20 protein-coding genes and 1 pseudogene are annotated in these 20,239 nt (G+C 64.1%); 13 read left to right on the forward strand and 8 right to left on the reverse strand.

From position 1 onward, the window contains the following. Nucleotides 1-70: 70 nt before the first annotated feature. Genes B5527_RS43475 through B5527_RS05285 form a run of 3 tightly spaced genes read left to right on the forward strand, consistent with a single transcriptional unit; the run spans nt 71 to nt 3,419 of the window. On the forward strand, nt 71-292 hold the full coding sequence (locus tag B5527_RS43475) for a hypothetical protein (protein WP_154072028.1): 222 nt from the start codon (nt 71-73) through the stop codon (nt 290-292). Between the two features lie 42 nt (nt 293-334). Further along, the gene (locus B5527_RS05280) at nt 335-1,456 is read left to right on the forward strand and encodes a molybdopterin-binding protein (RefSeq protein WP_079600351.1); all 1,122 of its coding nucleotides are present in this window, start codon (nt 335-337) and stop codon (nt 1,454-1,456) included. Nucleotides 1,457-1,469: 13 nt separating this feature from the next. Then, nucleotides 1,470-3,419, forward strand: coding sequence for a molybdopterin biosynthesis protein (locus B5527_RS05285; RefSeq protein WP_079607087.1), 1,950 nt, complete (start codon nt 1,470-1,472; stop codon nt 3,417-3,419). 153 nt (nt 3,420-3,572) lie between these two features. Here B5527_RS05285 and B5527_RS05290 read toward each other — a convergent pair whose 3' ends face one another. From B5527_RS05290 to fdhD, 3 genes are read right to left on the reverse strand one after another with little or no spacing between them, the layout of a single operon-like run. Then, nucleotides 3,573-4,412 carry an SDR family NAD(P)-dependent oxidoreductase gene (locus tag B5527_RS05290; protein ID WP_338065124.1) on the reverse strand — a complete coding sequence of 280 codons (840 nt, stop codon included), beginning with the start codon at nt 4,410-4,412 and terminating at the stop codon, nt 3,573-3,575. Next, nucleotides 4,339-5,010, reverse strand: coding sequence for a molybdenum cofactor guanylyltransferase MobA (mobA, locus tag B5527_RS05295; RefSeq protein WP_079600353.1), 672 nt, complete (start codon nt 5,008-5,010; stop codon nt 4,339-4,341). The genes B5527_RS05290 and mobA overlap by 74 nt, the downstream gene beginning before the upstream one ends. Then, nucleotides 5,000-5,890, reverse strand: coding sequence for a formate dehydrogenase accessory sulfurtransferase FdhD (gene fdhD, locus B5527_RS05300; RefSeq protein ID WP_079600354.1), 891 nt, complete (start codon nt 5,888-5,890; stop codon nt 5,000-5,002). Before fdhD ends, mobA begins: the two co-directional genes overlap by 11 nt. Before the next feature lie 93 nt (nt 5,891-5,983). Between fdhD and mobB the strand changes: the two genes are divergently transcribed. From mobB to fdhF, 7 genes are all read left to right on the forward strand, one after another. Next, nucleotides 5,984-6,511 (forward strand): molybdopterin-guanine dinucleotide biosynthesis protein B, encoded by a 528-nt coding sequence (gene mobB, locus B5527_RS05305; protein WP_079600355.1) that lies wholly within the window; start codon nt 5,984-5,986, stop codon nt 6,509-6,511. Between the two features lie 8 nt (nt 6,512-6,519). After that, the gene (gene glp / locus B5527_RS05310) at nt 6,520-7,776 is read left to right on the forward strand and encodes a gephyrin-like molybdotransferase Glp (protein WP_079600356.1); all 1,257 of its coding nucleotides are present in this window, start codon (nt 6,520-6,522) and stop codon (nt 7,774-7,776) included. A 61-nt stretch (nt 7,777-7,837) separates the two neighbouring features. Beyond that, the gene (locus B5527_RS05315) at nt 7,838-8,113 is read left to right on the forward strand and encodes a sulfurtransferase TusA family protein (RefSeq protein ID WP_079600357.1); all 276 of its coding nucleotides are present in this window, start codon (nt 7,838-7,840) and stop codon (nt 8,111-8,113) included. A 348-nt stretch (nt 8,114-8,461) separates the two neighbouring features. Further along, nucleotides 8,462-10,117, forward strand: coding sequence for an OFA family MFS transporter (locus tag B5527_RS05320; RefSeq protein ID WP_079600358.1), 1,656 nt, complete (start codon nt 8,462-8,464; stop codon nt 10,115-10,117). Between the two features lie 89 nt (nt 10,118-10,206). Next, nucleotides 10,207-10,500: a hypothetical protein gene (locus B5527_RS05325; RefSeq protein ID WP_079600359.1), complete on the forward strand. Its 294-nt coding sequence runs from the start codon at nt 10,207-10,209 to the stop codon at nt 10,498-10,500. Between the two features lie 152 nt (nt 10,501-10,652). After that, entirely contained in the window at nt 10,653-12,362 is a 1,710-nt protein-coding gene (locus tag B5527_RS05330) for an NADH-ubiquinone oxidoreductase-F iron-sulfur binding region domain-containing protein (protein ID WP_079600360.1), read from the forward strand. After that, complete coding sequence (gene fdhF, locus B5527_RS05335; RefSeq protein WP_079600361.1) at nt 12,359-15,124, forward strand: formate dehydrogenase subunit alpha; 2,766 nt, start codon at nt 12,359-12,361, stop codon at nt 15,122-15,124. Before B5527_RS05330 ends, fdhF begins: the two co-directional genes overlap by 4 nt. 6 nt (nt 15,125-15,130) lie before the next feature. Here the strand turns inward: fdhF and B5527_RS05340 are convergent, their stop codons facing one another. Then, nucleotides 15,131-15,745 carry a GDYXXLXY domain-containing protein gene (locus tag B5527_RS05340; RefSeq protein WP_079600362.1) on the reverse strand — a complete coding sequence of 205 codons (615 nt, stop codon included), beginning with the start codon at nt 15,743-15,745 and terminating at the stop codon, nt 15,131-15,133. Next, nucleotides 15,742-17,001 (reverse strand): DUF2157 domain-containing protein, encoded by a 1,260-nt coding sequence (locus tag B5527_RS05345; protein ID WP_079600363.1) that lies wholly within the window; start codon nt 16,999-17,001, stop codon nt 15,742-15,744. The genes B5527_RS05340 and B5527_RS05345 overlap by 4 nt, the downstream gene beginning before the upstream one ends. A gap of 192 nt (nt 17,002-17,193) precedes the next feature. On the opposite strand from B5527_RS05345, the pseudogene B5527_RS05355 reads away from it, so the two are divergent. Next, nucleotides 17,194-17,407, forward strand: a pseudogene (locus B5527_RS05355) (molybdopterin dinucleotide binding domain-containing protein); the annotation flags it as partial. A 257-nt stretch (nt 17,408-17,664) separates the two neighbouring features. Here the strand turns inward: B5527_RS05355 and B5527_RS05360 are convergent. The 3 genes from B5527_RS05360 to B5527_RS05370 form a co-directional block, all read right to left on the reverse strand. Continuing rightward, nucleotides 17,665-18,471, reverse strand: coding sequence for a Crp/Fnr family transcriptional regulator (locus B5527_RS05360; RefSeq protein WP_079600366.1), 807 nt, complete (start codon nt 18,469-18,471; stop codon nt 17,665-17,667). A 115-nt stretch (nt 18,472-18,586) separates the two neighbouring features. Beyond that, complete coding sequence (locus B5527_RS05365) at nt 18,587-18,799, reverse strand: hypothetical protein (protein WP_079600367.1); 213 nt, start codon at nt 18,797-18,799, stop codon at nt 18,587-18,589. Nucleotides 18,800-18,884: 85 nt separating this feature from the next. Then, entirely contained in the window at nt 18,885-19,430 is a 546-nt protein-coding gene (locus tag B5527_RS05370) for a hypothetical protein (RefSeq protein ID WP_154072031.1), read from the reverse strand. A gap of 246 nt (nt 19,431-19,676) precedes the next feature. On the opposite strand from B5527_RS05370, the gene B5527_RS05375 reads away from it, so the two are divergent. Both B5527_RS05375 and B5527_RS05380 read left to right on the forward strand, forming a co-directional pair. After that, nucleotides 19,677-19,985 (forward strand): hypothetical protein, encoded by a 309-nt coding sequence (locus B5527_RS05375; protein WP_079600369.1) that lies wholly within the window; start codon nt 19,677-19,679, stop codon nt 19,983-19,985. Between the two features lie 37 nt (nt 19,986-20,022). Further along, on the forward strand, nt 20,023-20,220 hold the full coding sequence (locus tag B5527_RS05380) for a hypothetical protein (RefSeq protein ID WP_079600370.1): 198 nt from the start codon (nt 20,023-20,025) through the stop codon (nt 20,218-20,220). The last annotated feature ends 19 nt before the right edge of the window (nt 20,221-20,239 follow it).

Consider the following 20,239-nt stretch of genomic DNA (forward strand, 5'->3'; position numbering starts at 1 on the left):
GGTTTCACCGACCTCGAACCGACATCGCTGACTTGGCTCGCTACTTCCGAAAAGTGCCAGAAGCAGAATCATGGCAGCGACGAATTCGCTGTTCGATAACTTCGTCGGCGAGAGCGAGTTTATCCGGAATTTGCAGGCCGAGCGTGGTGGCAGTCCGCAGGTTTATGACGAGATCTTTGCTTCAGATCCAAATCGGGCTTATCTGCCTCGGTCAGGGTCTTTGCGGCGAACGTTCGGATTTTGCCCGGAAGTATGTCTGAGCCCATTGAAATCAAATGAGACAGACCTGTGACGGGAGTTTTCCTCGCCCGCAGCAGTGGCTAAGAAGGCCCTCATGATCCCCTCCCAGCGCCTGCCGGCTTCGCTTACGCCGCTCGACGTGGCGCTCGCCGCGTTGCTGCATCGTCTTGAGCCGGTCGCGCCAAAAGCGCTTCCGCTTGCCGACGCGCTGGGCTGCGTCGCCGCCGATATGCCTCGACCTGGCGCGTTTCCGCCGCGCGACATCGCCGCCGCCGATGGCTGGGCGCTGCGCGCCGGCGACCTCGTCGGCGCGTCGTCCTATACGCCGCTGCCATTGGCCAAGCCGCCGGTCTGGGTCGAAGCCGGCGATCCCATGCCGGAGGCGTGCGATTGCGTCATCGATGCCGATTCGGTCGATCAGAGCGGCCCGATGGTTCAGGTGCTGGCGGAGGCGGTACCGGGGCAGGGCGTTCGCCGGACCGGCGGCGACATCGCGCAAGCAGGTTCCGTGATCACCCCCGGGCGCCGCGTTGGTCCGCTCGATCTCCTGATCGCGCGCACAACGGGTTTGGAGAAACTGAACGTCCGCCGCCCGCGCCTGCGCGTCGTCAATATTCCCGCGGCCACAGGCAACGCGGCGACGGCGCAGCTGATTGCGGAAAATGCGCGCGCTGCCGGCGCTGATGTTGTCCGCACCGAGGCTGCAGGGCGCGATGCGGCCTCGATCGCCGGGGCGATCGACCCCGGCGCGTGCGACGTGCTGGTCACGACGGGCGGCAGCGGTATCGGCCGCACCGACGCGGTGATCGCCGCCTTGGCGCAGCGCGGCGAGGTTGTCGCGCACGGCATTGCGCTGCAGCCGGGCCGGACTTCCGCCGTCGGCAGGATCGGAGCCATTCCCGTCATTGCGCTGCCGGGCGCGCCGGATCAGGCGCTGGCGGCGTGGTGGACGCTGGTGCTTCCCGTGCTCGACCGATTGTCCGGGCTTCGGCCGCGGCGGGTGGTCACCCGGCCGCTGGCGCGCAAGATTGCCTCAACGGTCGGCATCGCCGAAATCGTCCTGCTCGAAAAAACCGAAGACGCCTGGATGCCGCTCGCGGTCGGTGACCTCTCGCTCGAGGCCATCGCCCGCGCCGATGCATGGCTGGCAGTATCAGGCGGCTCCGAGGGGTTTGCGGCGGGCGCGCCGGCCGGTGCCTATATGCTGCGGGACTGATATGGGTTCCGACATGACCAATGTGCCCGTGCCGAAAGACCGCGACGGCGTCGATCAGGACCAGTTCCTGACCATCCTGTCGCGCGAAGATGCGCTTGAGCGGTTCGAAGCCGCGCTGTTTCCGCGCCCGATCCCGAGCGAGCCGCGGCCGGTCGCCGACGTACTCGGCTGCGCGCTTGCCGTGGATATCGTGGCCCCGATCGACGTGCCGCCGTTCGATCGATCCAATGTCGACGGCTTTGCGGTGCGCTCGGCCGATCTCGCGCGGGCGAGTGAAGCGGCGCCGGTCCGCGTCATCTTGAACGACGAAGTAATCGCGTGCGGCACCGCGCCGACGCGGCCGGTGCTGTCGGGAACGGCCACGTCGATCGCGACCGGCGGTCCGGTGCCGCGCGGCGCCGATGCCATCGTCATGGTCGAGCATACCCAGCCTGCTGGCCTCCGCGCGATCGAGATCAGACGGGCCGCCTCGCCGGGACAATTCATCTCCTATGCCGGCTCCGACATCGCGCGCGGCGAGGCGCTGCTGCGCGCCGGCACCCTGATCGGATCGCGCGAGATCGGCATGCTCGCGGCCTCCGGCATCGCGCAGGTTTCGGTCGCGCGCCGGCCACGGGTCGCTGTCATCTCCACCGGCGACGAACTGGTGCAGCCGGGCGGCCCGCTGCGGCCGGCCGCGATCTACGACACCAACGGCGCCATCGTCACCGCCGCGGTGAGCGAGAATGGCGGCGATGCGATGTTTTTCGGTGCCATTGCCGACGACGAGGAAAAACTCGAAGCCGCGATGCGCAAGGCGCTGGAAACCAGCGACATGCTGGTGCTGTCCGGCGGCACCTCGAAGGGCGCCGGCGACGTCTCCCATCGCATCATCGCGCGGCTGGGAAAACCCGGCATCATCGCCCATGGTGTGGCGCTGAAACCGGGCAAGCCGCTGTGTCTCGCGGTCTGCGACGGCAAGCCGGTGGTGATCCTGCCGGGATTTCCGACCTCGGCGATGTTCACCTTCCACGACATGATCGTGCCGGTGCTGCGCCGCATGGCTGGCCTGCCGCCGCGCTCCGATGCCAAGGTGATGGCAAGAGTTCCGGTGCGGATTGCTTCCGAACTCGGCCGCACCGAATTCGTCATGGTCTCGCTGGTCGAAGGCGACGACGGCTTGATCGCCTATCCCTCCGGCAAGGGCTCCGGCGCCATCACCTCCTTCGCGCAGGCCGACGGTTTTTTGAAAATCGATGCGCTGGCCGATCAGATGCCTGTTGGCACCGAGGCCGAGGTGACGCTGTTCACGCCGCATGTGCGGGTGCCCGATCTCGTGATCGTCGGCAGCCACTGCACCGGGCTTGATCTCGTGACCGCGCCGCTTTCGCGCGCCGGTCTCTCGGTGCGTTCGATTGCGGTGGGAAGTCTGGGCGGTCTCGCTGCAGCCAAGCGCGGCGAGTGCGATTTCGCGCCGATCCATCTGTTCGACGAGGCGAGCGAGACCTACAACACGCCGTTTCTCGCCGACGGACTTGAATTGATTGCGGGCTGGCGGCGGATGCAGGGCATCGTGTTTCGCTCGGGCGACAAGCGGTTCGAAGGGTTGAGCGCGCAAGGCGCGGTGCGCGCGGCGCTCGCCGATCCCACCTGTATCATGGTCAACCGCAACCAGGGCGCGGGCACACGCATCCTGATCGATCGGCTGCTCGGCGGGGCGCGTCCCGACGGCTACTGGAACCAGCCGAAGTCGCACAACGCGGTCGCCGCGGCGATCGCGCAGCACCGCGCCGACTGGGGCATGACGATCGCGCCGGTCGCGCATGCGGCCGGGCTCGGATTCATTCCGCTGGCGGAAGAGCATTATGACTTCGCGCTGGTGACGGCGCGTAAAAATCGCCCCGCGGTGCAGGCGTTTCTGGAGGCGCTGGCGTCCGAGGAAAGCCGCGCGGCGCTGGAAGCGGCGGGGTTTCGGAAGGCGTAACGATTTCTCTCAACGAGTCGTCCCCGCGAAAACGGGGGGCCCATTACAACCGTCGTAAGTGATAGCAAAAGGCGACTGCTACAGCGTTTCACCGAAGGGGCACGGCGTATGGGTCCCTGCGTTCGCAGGGACGACAGCGGAAATGGAGCCCAATCAAATGAACGCCAGACCGCCATTCAACACAATCGTCTGTCCGGTCATGTAGTCGTTGCCGAGCACCATCAGCACCGCCTGCGCCACCTCGTCGGGATGCCCGAGGCGGCCAACCGGAATGTTGCGCGCGAGATCGGAACGGCCGCGCATCATGTCGGTTTCGATCAGCGAGGGCGCCACCGCGTTGACCGTGATGCCTTCCTTGACCAGCCGCGCCGCGTAGCCGCGGGTCAATCCTTCCATGCCGGCTTTGGACGCATTGTAGTGCACGCCGATCGCGCCGGCGCCGCGCGCCGCGCCGGACGAGATGTTGACGATGCGGCCCCATTTTTTGGCGCGCATCGCGGGCACGACGGCCTGCGTGCAGAGAAAAGCCGATTTGAGGTTGACCGCAATGGTCTGATCGAAGTCAGCTTCGGTGAGATCGTCGATGCCGCGCACGATCGCCATGCCGGCATTGTTGATCAGGATATCGATCGGACCGAGGGCCGCTACGGTGTGATCGACCAGTTTTGCGACGGCGGCCGCTTGCGCGACGTCGGCGGCGATGGCGATCGCGCGGCCACCCAACTCCTTGATCCCGGCGACGACCGCATCGGCTTCACCGGCGCGTTCCCGATAGTTGACCGCGACCGCGGCGCCCGCCTCGGCGAGTGCGATGGCAATCGCCGCTCCGATGCCGCGCGATGCGCCTGTTACCAGAGCGGTGTGGCCGTTCAGATTAGGCTTGATGGGGATGATCGAAAGTCCTTGCTCGCGATGAAAACTACCCCCCGTCCAGCGCCGCCAGCCGCTCGGCCGCGGCGATGTCGTCCATGGTGTTGGCGTTGAAGAACGGATCGAGCTGCTCGACCGGCCACTCCACGGTGGCGAGAGGGTAGCGCGCGGTCCAGCGATCGATCTTTCTGATGTCTTCGACCACCAGCGCGTGGCGAAGTTGTTCGCGCAAGGCCACGCTCCATAGTCCGATCACCGGATGCGACTGTCCGTCGGAGGCGGCGACCGCGAGCTGCGCGTTCTCCTCCGCGCGGGCGCGATGCAGCCGTGCGACGAGATCGCGCGGCAGGAACGGGCAGTCTGCCGCGGCGCTCAGAATAAATTCAACACCGGGCCGGTTGGCCGCGGCCCAGTCGAGTGCCGCCAAAATGCCGGCGAGCGGACCCGGGAAATTCTCCACGGTGTCGGGGATCACCGGCAGTCCAAAACCTGCGAAGCGCGCGGGATCGCCATTGGCGTTGAGGATCAGCCCGTCGCATTGCGGCTCCAGCCGCGCGATCACGCGGGCGAGGATGGTGCGGCCGCCGATCTGACGCATCGGCTTGTCGCCGCCGCCCATCCGCCGCGCCAGCCCGCCGGCGAGCAGCACGCCGGGTGTCGCCGGCGCGTCACTTGACGTCGCCGGCGCGTCGCTTGACGTCGCCCGATTTTCATTCGTCACGGTCGCCGCCCTTGCGCTTGTGCCGCGCGGATTCTTCCTCGACGAAAGCGAGGTTCTGGTCGTAGACAATACGCTCCTGGCCCGACAGCGCGATGAACCGTTTGCCGCGTGCGCGCCCGATCAGGGTCAATCCGACCTGCCGCGCCAGATCGACGCCCCAGGCGGTGAAGCCGGAGCGCGACACCAGGATCGGGATTCCCATCCGCACCGTCTTGATGATCATCTCGGAGGTCAGCCGCCCGGTGGTGTATAAAATCTTGTCGGCGGGATCGACGCCGTGGCGATAGATCCAGCCTGCGATCTTGTCGACAGCGTTGTGGCGGCCGACGTCTTCGGTGTAGCAGACCGGCGTTCCCTGCTTGCACAATACGCAGCCGTGGATGGCGCCGGCCTCGAGATAGAGTGAGGGCATGGTGTTGATCGCATGCGTCATCTGGTAGAGCCAGGACGTCCGCAGTTCCGCCTTGGGAAGTGCCACGTTTTCGACCGCCTCCAGGAGATCGCCGAACGTGGTGCCTTGCGCGCAGCCCGATGTCTGCGTGCGCTTCTTTAGTTTCGCTTCGAAATTGGTGTGGTGCTCGGTGCGCACCACCACCACCTGGAGATCGTCGTCATATTCGACCTCGGTGACGACGTCGTCGTATTTCAGCATGTTCTGGTTGAGCAGATAGCCGAGCGCCAGATATTCCGGATAATCGCCGATCGTCATCATGGTGACGATCTCCTGCGCGTTCAGGTACAACGTCAGCGGCCGCTCGACGGGGACGTTGATTTCGACGGTGGCCCCGGTCTGATCGGTGCCGGCGACGCGTTCGGTCAGCCGCGGATCCCCGGGATTCGGAACGATCAGTGGGACGGGTGCTTTGTCGATCTTCATCATAGGTTACAGGGTAGCATGACATCTCCCGTTGCCCGATATAAAGCACCTCAGGACAAAGCATAGCCCGGTTCCGCCGGCGGCTCGGAGAAATCGATGAAAGTGATTGGCCTCGCCGGGTGGAGCGGCGCCGGCAAGACCACGCTGCTTTCGCGGGTCATCCCGTATTTTATCAAGCAGGGCCTTCGCGTGTCCGTGATCAAGCACGCCCATCACGAATTCGACGTCGACGTGCCGGGCAAGGATTCCTGGGTGCACCGTCAGTCGGGTGCGGCGGAAGTCCTGGTGTCTTCCGCCCGGCGATGGGCCCTGATGCATGAATTGCGCGGCGCCGCCGAGCCGCGGCTGCCGGAATTGCTGACGAAGATGTCGCGGGTCGATTTGGTCGTCGTCGAAGGCTTCAAGCGCGCGCCGCACCGCAAGATCGAGGTGCATCGCGCCGCCAACGGCAAGCCAATGCTGTTCCCGGACGATCCCGGCATTGCCGGCATCGCCACCGATACGGCGGTTGAAACCACCCTGCCGGTCGCCCATCTCGATGACATCCCGGCCATCGCGGCTATGATGCAGGGGGCGGCGATCCCAGTCGAAGACGTGCTGGCGCAAGGCGTCCCCGAAACCTGAGAGCCAAAATGGCGCAATTGTCCGACGATTGCTTTGCCTTCGGCGGGCCGATGATGTCGGTCGATGAGGCCGTAAGGATCATCGCCGCGCGGGTGACGGCGGTACGTGAGGTCGAGACCGTCCCGCTTAACCAGGCCGACGGCCGCATCCTCGCTTCCGATATTTCCGCGCCATTGCCGCTGCCGCCCTTCACCAATTCCGCCGTCGACGGTTATGCGGTGCGCGGCGGCGATCTTCCGCATCAGGAGGAAGCGGCATTTCCCGTGACCGGGCGCGTCCAGGCCGGCGCATCGGCGCAAGCGCCGGCCAAGCCAGGCCACGCCACGCGGATTTTCACCGGCGCGCCGATGCCCGATGGCGCCGACACCGTGTTCATGCAGGAAGATGTCCGTATCGACGGAGACGGCCGGGTCGTCCTCCCGGCCGGTCTGAAACCCGGCGCCAATGTGCGCCCCGCAGGCGAGGATATTCCGATCGGGTCTTCGGCGCTGGCCGCCGGCCGGCGGCTGCGGCCGCAGGATGTCGGGCTGATGGCCGCCTTCGGCCTGACCGATGTCGGGGTGATCAGGCGCATCCGGGTCGCGGTGTTTTCCACCGGCAATGAACTGGTATCGCCGGGGGCACCGCGCGCCGCGGCGCAACAGTTCGACTCCAACCGCTTCATGCTGATGGCGATGCTGGGCCGGCTCGGCTGCGCGGTCAGCGATCTCGGTATTGTCGGCGACGACCGCGCGTCGCTGGCATCAGGCCTGAAGCAGGTCGCTGGCACCCATGACCTGATCCTGACCACCGGCGGCGTATCGACCGGCGAAGAGGACCACGTCAAGGCCAGTGTCGAAAGCGCAGGCTCCCTGGTGCTGTGGCGGATGGCGATCAAGCCCGGGCGTCCCGTCGCCATGGGCATTGTCGACGGCACGCCGTTCATCGGACTGCCGGGCAATCCGGTGGCGAGTTTTGTCACCTTCGTCCATGTGGTGCGCCCGACCGTGCTGGCGCTGGCGGGCGCCGCGCCCCAGCCGCTGGTTCCGATGCCGGTCCGCGCCGCCTTCAGCTACAAGAAGAAAATCGCCCGCCGCGAATATGTCCGGGTCACGCTGCGCAAAGCGCCCGACGGCGTGCTCGAAGCGACGAAATTTCCGCGCGAGGGGGCGGGACTGCTGTCGTCGCTGGTCGACACCGACGGGCTGGTGGAACTCGGCGAAACAATCACGCGGGTCGAGCCTGGCCAGACCGTTGGGTTTTTGTCCTATGCGAGCCTGACCTGATCCTCGCCGCAACAGGCGATGTCCGTTGACGATGCCGGCCCGCTTCGCCATGTAGGTGCGCATGACCACGACCAGGCTCGATCTCACCGGACTTAAATGTCCGTTGCCGGCATTGAAAACACGCAAGGCGCTGAAGGCGTTGCAGCCGGGCGATCTCCTGGAGGTGCACTGCACCGATCCCCTGTCGGTGATCGACATCCCCAATTTGATCCGGGAAACCGGCGATAAGGTCGAGATTACCGAACGTGCGGAACGGCAGATCGTGTTCTTGATTGAAAAAGCGAATGGCCTGATAGAAAAGCCGAATGACGTGTCGCCTGGCGCCACGAGGCCGTAGCTTCCTGCAGTCGAGCCGCCGAAACTCCTGACATCGCTACCATTTGCCTATCGACACCGACCCCGGCTTCTGTCCCAATTGTCATTCTCTGCGGGGGCGGGGCAGATTCGTGCCGGTATCATGGCGCGCAATCCTGGGCAGAGAATTCTGGGCGCCCGGACGGGCCAGGGCGAACCGCATATTCCGTCCCCTCAGGTGTTGAATTTTCGACTGCGCTCCGCGATCCCGGCGCATCTCGGAATGGTGCGGAGCAGCAAGGCCCATGCTTGCACGCCGTGGCAGAACTTAAGATAACGGGATCGTGGACGGCAGACATGCCCGGCAAGGGTGGCTGTAGGGGAGGAAACGATGGCGACAATTGAACGCGCAGGAACGATGACCGGCGCCGGCGCGGGAATTCTCGACCGCGAGCACACCATTGCAAAGGCCGGCTTCAACCGGTGGCTGGTGCCGCCGGCGGCGCTCTGCATTCATCTGTGCATCGGCATGGCCTACGGCTTCAGCGTGTTCTGGCTGCCGCTGTCGCGCGCGATCGGGCTGACGGCGTCGAAGGCCTGCCCCGACATGTCGCTGATGCAGGAACTCTTCACCACCACCTGCGACTGGCGCGTCGCCAGCCTCGGCTGGATGTTTACGCTGTTCTTCGTCCTGCTCGGCGTGTCCGCCGCGATCTGGGGTGGCTGGCTCGAGCGCGTCGGGCCGCGCAAGGCCGGCGTCGTTGCGGCGCTGTGCTGGGGCGGCGGCCTGATCATCGGTGCGTTCGGCGTTTACGTCCATCAGCTCTGGATCATGTGGCTCGGTGCCGGCGTCATCGGCGGCGTCGGTCTCGGCCTCGGTTACATTTCCCCGGTTTCGACGCTGATTAAATGGTTCCCGGACCACCGCGGCATGGCGACCGGATTTGCCATCGCCGGTTTCGGTGGCGGCGCCATGATCGGCGCGCCGCTGGCGAATTTGCTGATCAACTACTTCAAGACCTCGACCTCGGTCGGTGTCTGGGAAACCTTCGCCACCATGGGTGTGATCTATTTCGTCTTCATGATGATCGGCGCGTTCGCCTATCGCGTGTCGCCGGCCGGCTGGCGTCCCGACGGCTGGACTCCGCCGAGCGAAAAAAAGACGATGATCTCCGAACATCACGTGCATCTCGACAACGCGCACAAGACGCCGCAGTTCTGGCTGATCTGGTGGGTGCTGTGTTTGAACGTGTCGGCCGGCATCGGGGTGATCGGCATGGCCTCGCCGATGCTGCAGGAAATATTCGCCGGCAAGCTGATCGGATTGCCCGATTTGAGCTTCAGCCAGCTTTCTGCTGAACAGAAAACCATCATCGCGGGGATTGCGGCCGGCTTCGCCGGCCTGATCTCGCTGTTCAACATCGGCGGCCGGGTGTTCTGGGCGTCGCTGTCGGACTATATCGGCCGCAAGAACACCTATTACTGTTTTTTCCTGCTCGGCATCGCGCTCTACGCGCTGGCGCCGACGTTCGCGGCGATCGGAAGCAAGGTTCTGTTCGTGCTCGCTTTCGGCATCATCCTGTCGATGTATGGCGGCGGCTTCGCGACGGTGCCGGCCTATCTCGCCGACATGTTCGGAACGCAGTTCGTGGGCGCCATTCACGGGCGGCTGCTCACCGCGTGGTCGACCGCCGGCATCATCGGCCCGGTGGTGGTGAACTATCTCCGCGAGTTCCAGCTCGCCGCCGGGGTGCCGCGCGACCACCTCTATGACACCACCATGTACATCCTGTGCGCCATGCTGATCGCTGGCCTGATCTGCAACTACATGATCAAGCCCGTCGACCCCAAATGGCACATGAGTGCTGACGAGGTCGCCAAGCTGCAGGCGGCGAGCGCGACGAGCGCGGCCGGCGTGCAGCAAGGGTCGTTCGGCATCGGCAGGGGCGGATTCGATGGCAAAGCCGCGCTGTTCTGGGCCTTTGTCGGCATCCCGCTGGCCTGGGGTGTGTACAAGACGCTGGAAAGCGCGATCAAGATCTTCTGACCGCCGCCTCACCGCCGCGGGACGTTCAAGTCGCGTCCCGCGGACACCGTTTTTGCCAACCAATCAACGAAAAAGAGCAGGGGATTTTGATGCGTCGCACCAGTGTTTGTCTCGCCGCCATGCTGCTTGTCGCGGGCGCCCTCCATACGGCTTCGGCCCAGACGACGGCTCCGGCAGCCACTCCGGCTCCGTCAGCTGCTCCGGCTCCAGCCCCCGCGAAACCCTCGAGGATGAAACTGACGGTTGAACGCCTCAAGGAGATGCGTACGAAATGGAAGGCGAACAAGCCCAAGCTCATGGCCTGTCGCAAAGAGGTGAAGGCGAAGGGACTGGCCGGCGACGACCGCTGGTTCTACATCGAAGACTGCATGGACAAGACCTGAGACCATGGTCGGCTGATCCGTGGCTATCGAGGGGCATGACAGCCATGGCTGCGTGCCCCTTAAATCATTCTGTGGGCGACATTATTTCTCTTGGCATGTGGCATGCCAAGAACTAGAGTCGTGCGCACCGACGGTGAGAACGAGACGTTTCAATGAGTCATGATGTGCAACAGGTCCGCTCGTTCGAACACCCGGGCGAAGGGCGAAAGCGCGCCAAATCCACGCCCAAGGGACGCCAGGTCGATCCGACCGCTGCGCACGAGATTGAAGTTCTGCTTGGCGACCGGCCGCGGCGGCGCGACCTCCTGATCGAGCATCTGCATCTGATCCAGGACACCTACCGGCAGATTTCCGCGGCCCACCTCGCCGCCCTCGCCGACGAGATGAAGCTGTCGTTCGCGGAAGTATTCGAGACCGCGACCTTCTACGCGCATTTCGACGTGGTGAAGGAAGGCGAGGCCAATATCCCGCCGCTGACCATTCGGGTCTGCGATTCCCTGACCTGCGCGATGCTGGGTGCGGAAAAACTGCTGCAGGACTTGCAGACCGAAGCCGGCCCCGGCATTCGCGTGGTGCGCGCGCCCTGCGTCGGCCGCTGCGATACCGCGCCCGCGGCCGAGGTCGGTCATCACTTTGTCGATCACGCCAGCGTGGCCAGCGTGCTGGCGGCGGCGAAGGGCGGCGACACCCACGCGCACCTGCCCGACTACATCGATTACGACGCCTATGTCGCCGGCGGCGGCTATGCGCTGTTGAAGCGCCTGCGTTCGGGCGCATTGCCCAGGGAAGACCTGCTCAAGGCGCTCGACGATGCGTCCTTGCGCGGTCTCGGCGGCGCCGGGTTTCCGACGGGACGAAAGTGGCGCGCGGTGCTCGGCGAGGCCGGGCCTCGGCTGATGGCGATCAACGGCGACGAGGGCGAGCCCGGCACGTTCAAGGATCGCTATTATCTCGAAACCGATCCGCATCGCTTTATCGAGGGCATGCTGATCGGCGCCCATGTCGTGGAAGCGCCCGACATCTACATCTACATCCGCGACGAATATCCGGCCTCGCGCGAAATTCTCAACCGTGAGATCGCAAAGCTGCCGCCGGGAGGTCCGGTGCTGCACATGCGCCGCGGCGCCGGCGCCTATATCTGCGGCGAGGAATCCTCGCTGCTGGAAAGCATCGAAGGCAAGCGCGGGCTGCCGCGGCACAAGCCGCCATACCCGTTCCAGGTCGGGCTGTTCGGATTGCCGACGCTGATCAACAATATCGAAACCCTGTGGTGGGTGCGCGACATCGTCGAAAAAGGCGCGGACTGGTGGAAAAGCCAGGGCCGCAACGACCGCCACGGCCTGCGCAGCTTTTCGGTGTCGGGGCGGGTCAAGAACCCCGGCATGAAGCTGGCGCCATCCGGCGTCACGGTGCGTGAATTGATCGACGAGTTCTGCGGCGGGATGGCCGACGGGCACACGTTCCACGCCTATCTGCCCGGCGGCGCCTCCGGCGGTATCCTGCCGGCCGCGATGGACAATATTCCGCTCGATTTCGGCACGCTGGAAAAATACGGTTGCTTCATCGGTTCCGCCGCCGTCATGATCCTGTCCGAGCAGGACAGCGTCAAAGCTGCAGCGCTGAACCTGATGCGTTTCTTCGAGGACGAAAGCTGCGGCCAGTGCACGCCCTGCCGGGTCGGCACCCAGAAGGCCGCGTTGCTGATGGAAAAACCGGTGTGGAACCGCGAATTGCTCGACGAATTGAGCCAGGCGATGCGCGATGCCTCGATCTGCGGTCTCGGCCAGGCGGCCTCGAATCCGCTGACCACAGTGATTAAATATTTTCCGGAAGAATTCGTGCCGAAAGAGGCCGCGGAATGACAAAAATCCAGTTCGAACTCGACGGCAAACAGGTCGAGGCCATCGACGGCGAGACCATCTGGCAGGTGGCCAAGCGCCAGGGCCGCGAAATTCCGCATCTGTGCTATTCGCCGGAACCGGATTACCGGCCCGACGGCAATTGCCGCGCCTGCATGGTGGAAGTCGAGGGCGAACGCGTGCTGGCGGCTTCCTGCAAGCGCACGCCGAGCGTCGGCATGAAGGTCAAGTCGGCCAGTCCGCGCGCGGTCGCGGCGCAGAAGATGGTGATGGAGCTTCTGGTCGCCGATCAGCCGGCGCGCGAAACCTCGCACGATCCCGATTCGAAATTCTGGCACTGGGCCGAAAAGGTCGAGGTGACCGAAAGCCGGTTTCCGGCGGCCGAGCGCTGGCACGGCGACGCCAGCCATCCGGCGATGCGGGTCAATCTCGATTCCTGCATCCAGTGCGGCCTGTGTGTGCGCGCCTGCCGCGAGGTCCAGGTCAACGACGTCATCGGCATGGCCTATCGCAACCACGATTCCAAGATCGTATTCGATTTCGACGATCCGATGGGTGAATCGACCTGCGTGGCCTGCGGTGAATGCGTGCAGGCCTGCCCGACCGGCGCGTTGATGCCGGCGGTGATGCTCGATGAGAACCAGACCCGCGTCACCTATCCGGACCGGAAGGTCGACTCGCTGTGCCCGTTCTGCGGCGTCGGCTGCCAGGTGACGTATCAGGTCAAGGACGAGAAGGTGATCTATGCCGAAGGCCGCGACGGCCCGGCCAACCACAACCGGCTCTGCGTCAAGGGCCGCTTCGGCTTCGATTACATCCATCATCCGCATCGCCTGACCAAGCCGCTGGTGCGGCTGCCGAACGCGAAGAAGGACGCCAACGACCAGGTCGATCCGGCCAATCCCTTCACGCATTTCCGCGAAGCTTCCTGGGAAGAGGCGCTCGATATCGCGGCTAAAGGCCTCGTCAAGATCCGTGACGAGAAGGGCGTGAAAGCGCTCGCCGGCTTCGGCTCGGCCAAGGGATCGAACGAGGAAGCCTATCTGTTTCAGAAGCTGGTACGCACCGGCTTCGGCTCCAACAATGTCGATCACTGCACGCGGCTGTGCCACGCCTCCTCGGTGGCGGCGCTGATGGAAGGCCTCAACTCCGGCGCGGTATCGGCGCCGTTCGCCGCCGCGATGGACGCCGAAGTCATCATCGTGATCGGCGCCAATCCGACCGTCAATCATCCGGTCGCCGCGACCTTCATCAAGAACGCCGCGAAGAAGGGCGCCAAGCTGATCGTGATCGATCCGCGCCGGCAGTCGCTGTCGCGTCACGCCCACCTGAATTTGCAGTTCAAGCCAGGCAGCGACGTCGCGATGCTGAACGCGATGATCAACACCATCATCACCGAAGGCCTCACCGACGAACAATATATCGCCGGCTATACCGAGGGTTTCGACGATCTGAAGGCGCGCATCAAGGAATTCACGCCGGAGAAAATGGAGCCGATCTGCGGCATTCCGGCCGAGACCTTGCGCGAAGTGGCGCGGCTGTATGCGCGCTCGCGGGCCTCGATCATCTTCTGGGGCATGGGCATCAGCCAGCATGTGCACGGCACCGACAACGCGCGCTGCCTGATCGCGCTGGCGCTGATCACCGGACAGGTCGGCCGTCCCGGTACCGGCCTGCATCCGCTGCGCGGACAGAACAACGTGCAAGGCGCCTCCGACGCCGGACTGATTCCGATGTTCCTGCCGGACTATCAGCCGGTCGGGCGCACCGACCTGCGCGAGCCGTTCGAGCATCTCTGGCATTACGACCTCGATCCGGTTCGCGGTCTCACCGTGGTCGAGATCATCAACGCGATCCATGCCGGCGAGATCAACGGCATGTATATCGAGGGCGAAAATCCCGCGATGTCGGACCCCGATCTGCAGCACGCCCGCGAGGCGCTGGCGATGCTCGATCATCTCGTGGTGCAGGACCTGTTCGTCACCGAGACCGCGTTTCATGCCGACGTGATCCTGCCGGCTTCGGCGTTCGCGGAGAAATCCGGCACCTTCACCAATACCGACCGCCGCGTGCAATTGGCGCGCGAGGTGATCAAGCCGCCCGGCGATGCGCGCCAGGATCTGTGGATCATCCAGGAAATCGCCAAACGCATGGGGCTCGACTGGCGCTACGACGGCCCCGCCGACGTCTTCGCCGAAATGACCGAGGTGATGCCGTCGCTGAAGAACATCACCTGGGAGCGGCTGGTGCGCGAGGGTGCGGTGACCTATCCGGTCGACGACCCGCATCAGCCCGGCAACGAGATCATCTTTACGACGGGATATCCGACCGAGAGTGGCCGCGGCAAGATCGTGCCGGCGCATGTAGTGCCGCCGGACGAATTGCCCGACGACGACTATCCGATGGTGCTCTCCACCGGCCGCGTGCTGGAGCATTGGCACACCGGCTCGATGACGCGACGTTCCATGGTGCTCGACCAGATCGAGCCCGAGGCGGTGGCGTTCATGTCGCCAAAGGACATGCGGCGGATGAGCGTGCGTCCGGGCGATTTCGTCCGGTTGGAGACGCGCCGCGGCGCGGTCGAGATCAAGGTGCGCTCCGATCGCGACGTCCCGGAGAACATGGTGTTCATGCCGTTCTGCTACGCGGAAGCCGCGGCCAATTTGTTGACCAATCCGGCGCTCGATCCCTTCGGCAAGATTCCCGAATTCAAGTTCTGCGCGGTCAAGGCCGAAAAAGTGGAGCAGCGCGTCGCGGCGGAGTAGGCAGTGCTAAAACCACGGCTCCTCATAGATCGGTTCGCCATCGACCAATAGCCGCTTGATGGCGGCGCGCCCTGACGGCAGGATTGCCGCGACAACCGTCAACTTGCGTTGGTTGCGGGCCTGTTCAAGCTTCCGGCCCTCGCCTTCGGGAACGAAATAGCTTTCAAGATTATAGCGAACCTGCAGCTGATCGCAGAAGGCGCGCCCACGTGAGCCGCAGGTGGCACCGGACACGACTCGCCCGCGGATCAACACATCGGGACTTGCGACCGCCACGGCATCGGCATGTACCGAGACCGCTTCGTAGAGTCCGTCGCGATTGGGCGCGAGCTTGACGAACACCATGGGGTTGCGTGTGCCGGTGGGCTGGTTCAGGAGCGAACCTGCCGGCAATCGCGAGATGTCGTAGCCGAGGACAACATAGTCACCGCGCAGGAGATCGCGCGGATCAACCGGACGGGTCTGCAGGGTTACTTCGGTGCCGTCGCGCAGGACCTGGATTCGATCGATGATCATCAGGGTCAGCAGCGCGACCTGAACAAGGGCGGTGACGCCGAACAGCACGATTTTCGGGATGTGTGCCAAAAGTTCAGCGAGGGATGTGGTGGAGGTTTTAATCATTCGCGGGTTCTCGGCAGTAAGCGATTGAGCACCAGAGAAAGTGCAATAGCGACGGCGCCGGCCACGGCGAGGAACATTGAGCGATGCAGCAGCGAGCCCTTCACCGCCCATGTGATTGCCGCAATGACACCGGCGATCCCGAGCCAGCCGGCGACGATCCGCGGGCGTGCACTATCAAGCATGCCGGAGACGACAAGGCAGAGCATGGCGCAGAGTTCGAAGGCGTAGGCGAGCCATGGCTCCCCCGCTTGTGGTGGCGTCGATACCGCCGCTGCAAGAAGGACGAGCCCAATCGCAATTCCAGCAAAGGCTGCGCCGGCCCGGCGCGTCGTCGCGGCGACCGCAAAGGCAAAGATCGCTCCCGCGACGCCGCATGAAATCGCCCAAAGCGGCTGGCTTACGGCCCCCGTGTGGATACGGAAGAGGTCGTTAGCCGTTGCCACCTCCAGGGTGGCGACGCCGGCTAGCGAAAAGGCGCCGTAGATTGACAGGACGGCGCCTGCGGAAGACGCCCTCTGCCACGGCGCCGCGGCAAGCGCGAGTCCTGCACCGAACAGCAAGGCTGCACCGTCGTCGAGAACGAATGGCGGTTCGAGTCCGACCGCGAGCGCCGTAGCGATCCACCACGGAAGCGCGGCCAGCGCGACGAGGTGGGCCGCCACGCGCGAGTTCCAGGCTAGCGCAAGGCCGGTGGCAATGAGCCAGATCGCCACGAACGAAAAATGCGGGACGTCACGAATTTCAACGACGCGCATACTGCTCCATATGCTTGCGGCGACCAGCGCAACCGCGAGCGCACCGCGCGAGCCGGTAAGCGCTGCCGCGGCGAGTGCGCCCATCGTCCACAGCAGCATACCGCCTGCAAAGTCCCCACCCAGGTGATACATCTGGCCGACCAGGGCGATCCCGGCGCCAAAGATGATCGAGCCCACGGCTGTGCAAAGGTCGGCGAGGACCGGCCGACCCGCACGGCCGAACCAGGCACCGAGGCCATGGGCACCAACGATACCGGCAAGCAGAATTGCCAAGCGCGCCAGGCGTGCCAGTTCCGTCCAATGGGCAGCGACGAAAGCCAGGAACGCAGCCGCAATCAGCAGGCCGCCGACGATGGCTACCACCACAGGGATTTTGATGCCGGGACCGAGTGGCGGAAGCGCAACGCGGATGGTGGCGAGGGCCGCAGGCGTAATCACGCCATCGGCCTCCCATTGCGCAAGATCAGCTTCGAGGCGCTGCCGATAGGCTCGGTCAAACATCGTCGTGATTCACTGGCGCATGCACCGGCCGGTGGCGTCAAGGTAGGGCAAGCGGCGCGCGACACCCAGGCGCGGCGCCCCCAGCTTCAAAAACAGTTTCCGACGCAGCATTGTGGTCCCTCGCTTGTTAAACAGCCTATCACCGTGCCGGTTGTATTGGAACAACGTTGCTATCTTTTGATGCGAGGCCTCATCCGGCTGCAAACCCGCCGCGGCGCGGTCGAGATCAAGGTGCGCAGCGATCGCGACGTGCCGGAGAACATGGTGTTGATGCCGTTCTGCTACGCGGAAGCCGCGGCCAATTTGTTGACCAATCCGGCGCTCGATCCCTTCGGCAAGATTCCCGAATTCAAGTTCTGCGCGGTCCGCGCCGAGATGCGCCGAGACGCGCAGCGCGGCGGAGTGAACGGATACCGACCGTGCAGCCGCGGCGATCACGCTTCGAGCAAGATGGTATTGGATTGAATCGGTCTGGACACTTGGGTTCACCTCTCCCCAGCGGGGAGAGGTCGATTTGCGCAGCAAATCGGGTGAGGGGGGTGCTGCATCAACGATAGACCGTAACCCCTCACCCGGCGCTACGCGCCGACCTCTCCCGATGGGAGAGGTAAAGTTTCCGTTGCGTCGTAGCTCAATCTAACCTCATCTCATCGCGCCTCGGCGTCAGCCGGGCGTGGCGGCAGCCTGCGGCGCGATCTTGGCCTGCGCAATAATTCCTTCGAGCCGCGCGATGTTTTCCAGCAGGCGCTGGCTGGTCAGGACCAGGAAGTAATAGCCGAACTGCGGGTTCTGAAAGTAGATTTCGAGCAGCTTTTCGTAAGTGATGGTCAGCACATGGCCGGCCTCGATGCATTCGATCGTCGCGGTCCGGCGGTTATCGGGGGTGAGAAACCCGAGTTCACCCATCAGACGTCCCGGCGGAAGTTCGACGCCGATTTCCTTCACCAGGAATTTTCCGGTGACAGTCAGCAGCATTTCGTTCGCGGCATCGTCCTTCCTGAACAGGATATCGCCCTTGCGATATTTTCGCTCGGTCATGAACGGTTTGAGCCATTCCATCGAGGTGTCGCCCTGCGTGGCGCCGCGCGCCTTTTTGACGAGAACGAGCATTTGGCGGAGGCGAAAAGCATTGATGGGGACCATCAGGAGATACAAGAGAAAGGTCGTGACGGTTCCGCTGAGCGCGCCGAAGCCGGCGAAGAATACGCAACCGATCATGTTGGCGACGCGCAGCGGCACCATCGTTTGCGTCAGCAGCGTGGCGACGAAGAAGATCGCCCCGACCAGGGCGAACATGTTGGCAAGCGTGATATTGTGCAGGACAATTTCCAGAAGACGGTTGGCTAGTGCGTCATAGGTGATGTTGTTGGGGTCGAGGCCCAGTTGAACCAGAATTTTTGCGAATCTGAGGTTGTCCGCGGCGGTGTTGAGAATGCGGTCTAGCGTGGTGGACAGGTCTGCGCTGCTCATCGGATCCCCCCAAGCGCCTCGGCGAAACAGGACGCGCGCTCACCTCCCGCCATCCGGGCCGCGCAGAATCGCCATTCAGAACCGTCTGGATACCCGATCCTGCACCCGGCGTGTGTCAATAATTCAAGCGCGACAGGTAAATTGTGGCCTTGAGGGCGATGATGGCGGCGAACACGCCCCCTGCCGCCAGGACGGTAAGGGCGCAGATACAGAAGCGTTTGATGGTCGCCAGGTGCGCTTTTGCGGCAGCCGTCCCGACGGTATCCAGCCTGCCCGATGAATCGGCAGCCTGCTCGAGCGGCCCCCGGGGGTGCGTCAGCATGGTCATGGTCGAAATCCTCGCTCAGAGAAGCCGAGCGGTGTCTGTTGCTGCCGTTGTGCGGCCGCTTCGATTCAAAAGGCGTGAAATCGATTCAAAAGGCGTGAAAATCGCCCAGCCGGCGTTTGACCGCTTGCCTCATTCTGGCGATGAGGGCGGCTATTCGCCGCCGAGGACGCTTCGTAAGCCGCAGCATGGATACGAGGTGCACGGCAAACGGATTACCCTTGTTTTCCAGGTCGAGTTCGATCCGACCGTGCGGATAGATCGTTGCGCATCCAGCCGGCCGGCTATTCCGTCTTGCAAACGATACCGCGGAGTTCTCGAGCAGGAAAATTCCGCCGATCTGTCCCTTGACGTCACGGGCGACCCAGAAGCCTTCCTTGTTGCGGCCGATGAAAAATGCCGGGATCGCGTCATTGACGATACCGGGATCGAGCGGCTGAAATTGAGCGGTGACGGTTGCGGGCCCCTCGGGTGCGGTTGGGGGCTGGTCGGGCGGCAACATGCCGGAGCGCTGGCCGTCCTGATCGATCGCAGCGGTCGAACGTCCCGGCGCCTGCCGTCGTGAAAGATCCGGGCTTGTGAGCTGCATGGCGATCATTGCGCGTTGACCGATGACGGGTCCGGGCGTGGCCACGGCGGCCTCCCGAATCCAATGCGCATGATGTGCCGACGATGCCATAGGAATGCGAGAGGGATCGGCGCTGCGTCGCATAGGAGAGATATAAAGACGCGGGCAGAAGCGATGCCGCCGCCTCCGGGTCTGGAGCGGCGTTTATAGCGTGGCTATGAGACAGCGCAGCCGACCGCCTCGATTTCCTATGCACCCGTCCGCATCTTCGGACCAACGGCTCGCACGATGAGCTGCGGTGGAGAATCGAAGATGGCTCATTTCCTGACAGGCGATGAAAAAGATCCCGAACTGATCTACGACGATGATTATCGGTCGTATCTGATGGCGCGAAACCGCTCATCGGGCGGCTACCGGTTCGGCAGAACGCTAGGAAAGCACGTTAGCGTCCACGCGCGTACCGCCGTAAGCCGCGTCAACGGCTTCCTGAAGAACATGATCGAGGCCATCGCCAGTGCAAAATTGCGCCGGATGGAGCGCGAACTCGAGCTTCGCGGTGTTCGCTACGATCGGCCCGATGACGGCCGGACGGCGCGCACGTCCGAGCCGACAGAGCGTTAGCGCCAGCCCATTCCAACTTTTTCCGGGGGAGCACCACATGTCACGGCTTTCGCTCGCCGCATCCATTCTCCTTTCTGTTCTCCGCGGCGCCGCCAGCGCCGTGGTGACGTTTCTGGGCCCATCCTGGGACGGGCCGGTCAGGAAATACCGGCCGGAGCGATATTATATGCGTGGTCCCGGACCGAAGTGGCGCGAGAAGCACCGTTTTGACGGCGCTTCCGCGAAGGGCACGTGAGACGGCGATACCATCAGGC

The sequence above is a fragment of the Bradyrhizobium erythrophlei genome, assembly GCF_900129425.1.
Taxonomy (GTDB): domain Bacteria; phylum Pseudomonadota; class Alphaproteobacteria; order Rhizobiales; family Xanthobacteraceae; genus Bradyrhizobium; species Bradyrhizobium erythrophlei_C.

Coding starts and splice junctions, on each gene's coding strand:
- B5527_RS05340 (WP_079600362.1), bottom strand. CDS start 15,745: ATGATTAAAACCTCCACCACATCCCTCGCTGAACTTTTGGCACACATC.
- glp (WP_079600356.1), top strand. CDS start 6,520: ATGGCGCAATTGTCCGACGATTGCTTTGCCTTCGGCGGGCCGATGATG.
- B5527_RS05345 (WP_079600363.1), bottom strand. CDS start 17,001: ATGTTTGACCGAGCCTATCGGCAGCGCCTCGAAGCTGATCTTGCGCAA.
- B5527_RS05280 (WP_079600351.1), top strand. CDS start 335: ATGATCCCCTCCCAGCGCCTGCCGGCTTCGCTTACGCCGCTCGACGTG.
- B5527_RS05285 (WP_079607087.1), top strand. CDS start 1,470: ATGACCAATGTGCCCGTGCCGAAAGACCGCGACGGCGTCGATCAGGAC.
- B5527_RS43475 (WP_154072028.1), top strand. CDS start 71: ATGGCAGCGACGAATTCGCTGTTCGATAACTTCGTCGGCGAGAGCGAG.
- B5527_RS05360 (WP_079600366.1), bottom strand. CDS start 18,471: ATGAGCAGCGCAGACCTGTCCACCACGCTAGACCGCATTCTCAACACC.
- fdhD (WP_079600354.1), bottom strand. CDS start 5,890: ATGATGAAGATCGACAAAGCACCCGTCCCACTGATCGTTCCGAATCCC.
- B5527_RS05380 (WP_079600370.1), top strand. CDS start 20,023: ATGTCACGGCTTTCGCTCGCCGCATCCATTCTCCTTTCTGTTCTCCGC.
- B5527_RS05330 (WP_079600360.1), top strand. CDS start 10,653: ATGAGTCATGATGTGCAACAGGTCCGCTCGTTCGAACACCCGGGCGAA.
- mobB (WP_079600355.1), top strand. CDS start 5,984: ATGAAAGTGATTGGCCTCGCCGGGTGGAGCGGCGCCGGCAAGACCACG.
- B5527_RS05365 (WP_079600367.1), bottom strand. CDS start 18,799: ATGACCATGCTGACGCACCCCCGGGGGCCGCTCGAGCAGGCTGCCGAT.
- B5527_RS05320 (WP_079600358.1), top strand. CDS start 8,462: ATGGCGACAATTGAACGCGCAGGAACGATGACCGGCGCCGGCGCGGGA.
- fdhF (WP_079600361.1), top strand. CDS start 12,359: ATGACAAAAATCCAGTTCGAACTCGACGGCAAACAGGTCGAGGCCATC.
- B5527_RS05315 (WP_079600357.1), top strand. CDS start 7,838: ATGACCACGACCAGGCTCGATCTCACCGGACTTAAATGTCCGTTGCCG.
- B5527_RS05375 (WP_079600369.1), top strand. CDS start 19,677: ATGGCTCATTTCCTGACAGGCGATGAAAAAGATCCCGAACTGATCTAC.
- B5527_RS05325 (WP_079600359.1), top strand. CDS start 10,207: ATGCGTCGCACCAGTGTTTGTCTCGCCGCCATGCTGCTTGTCGCGGGC.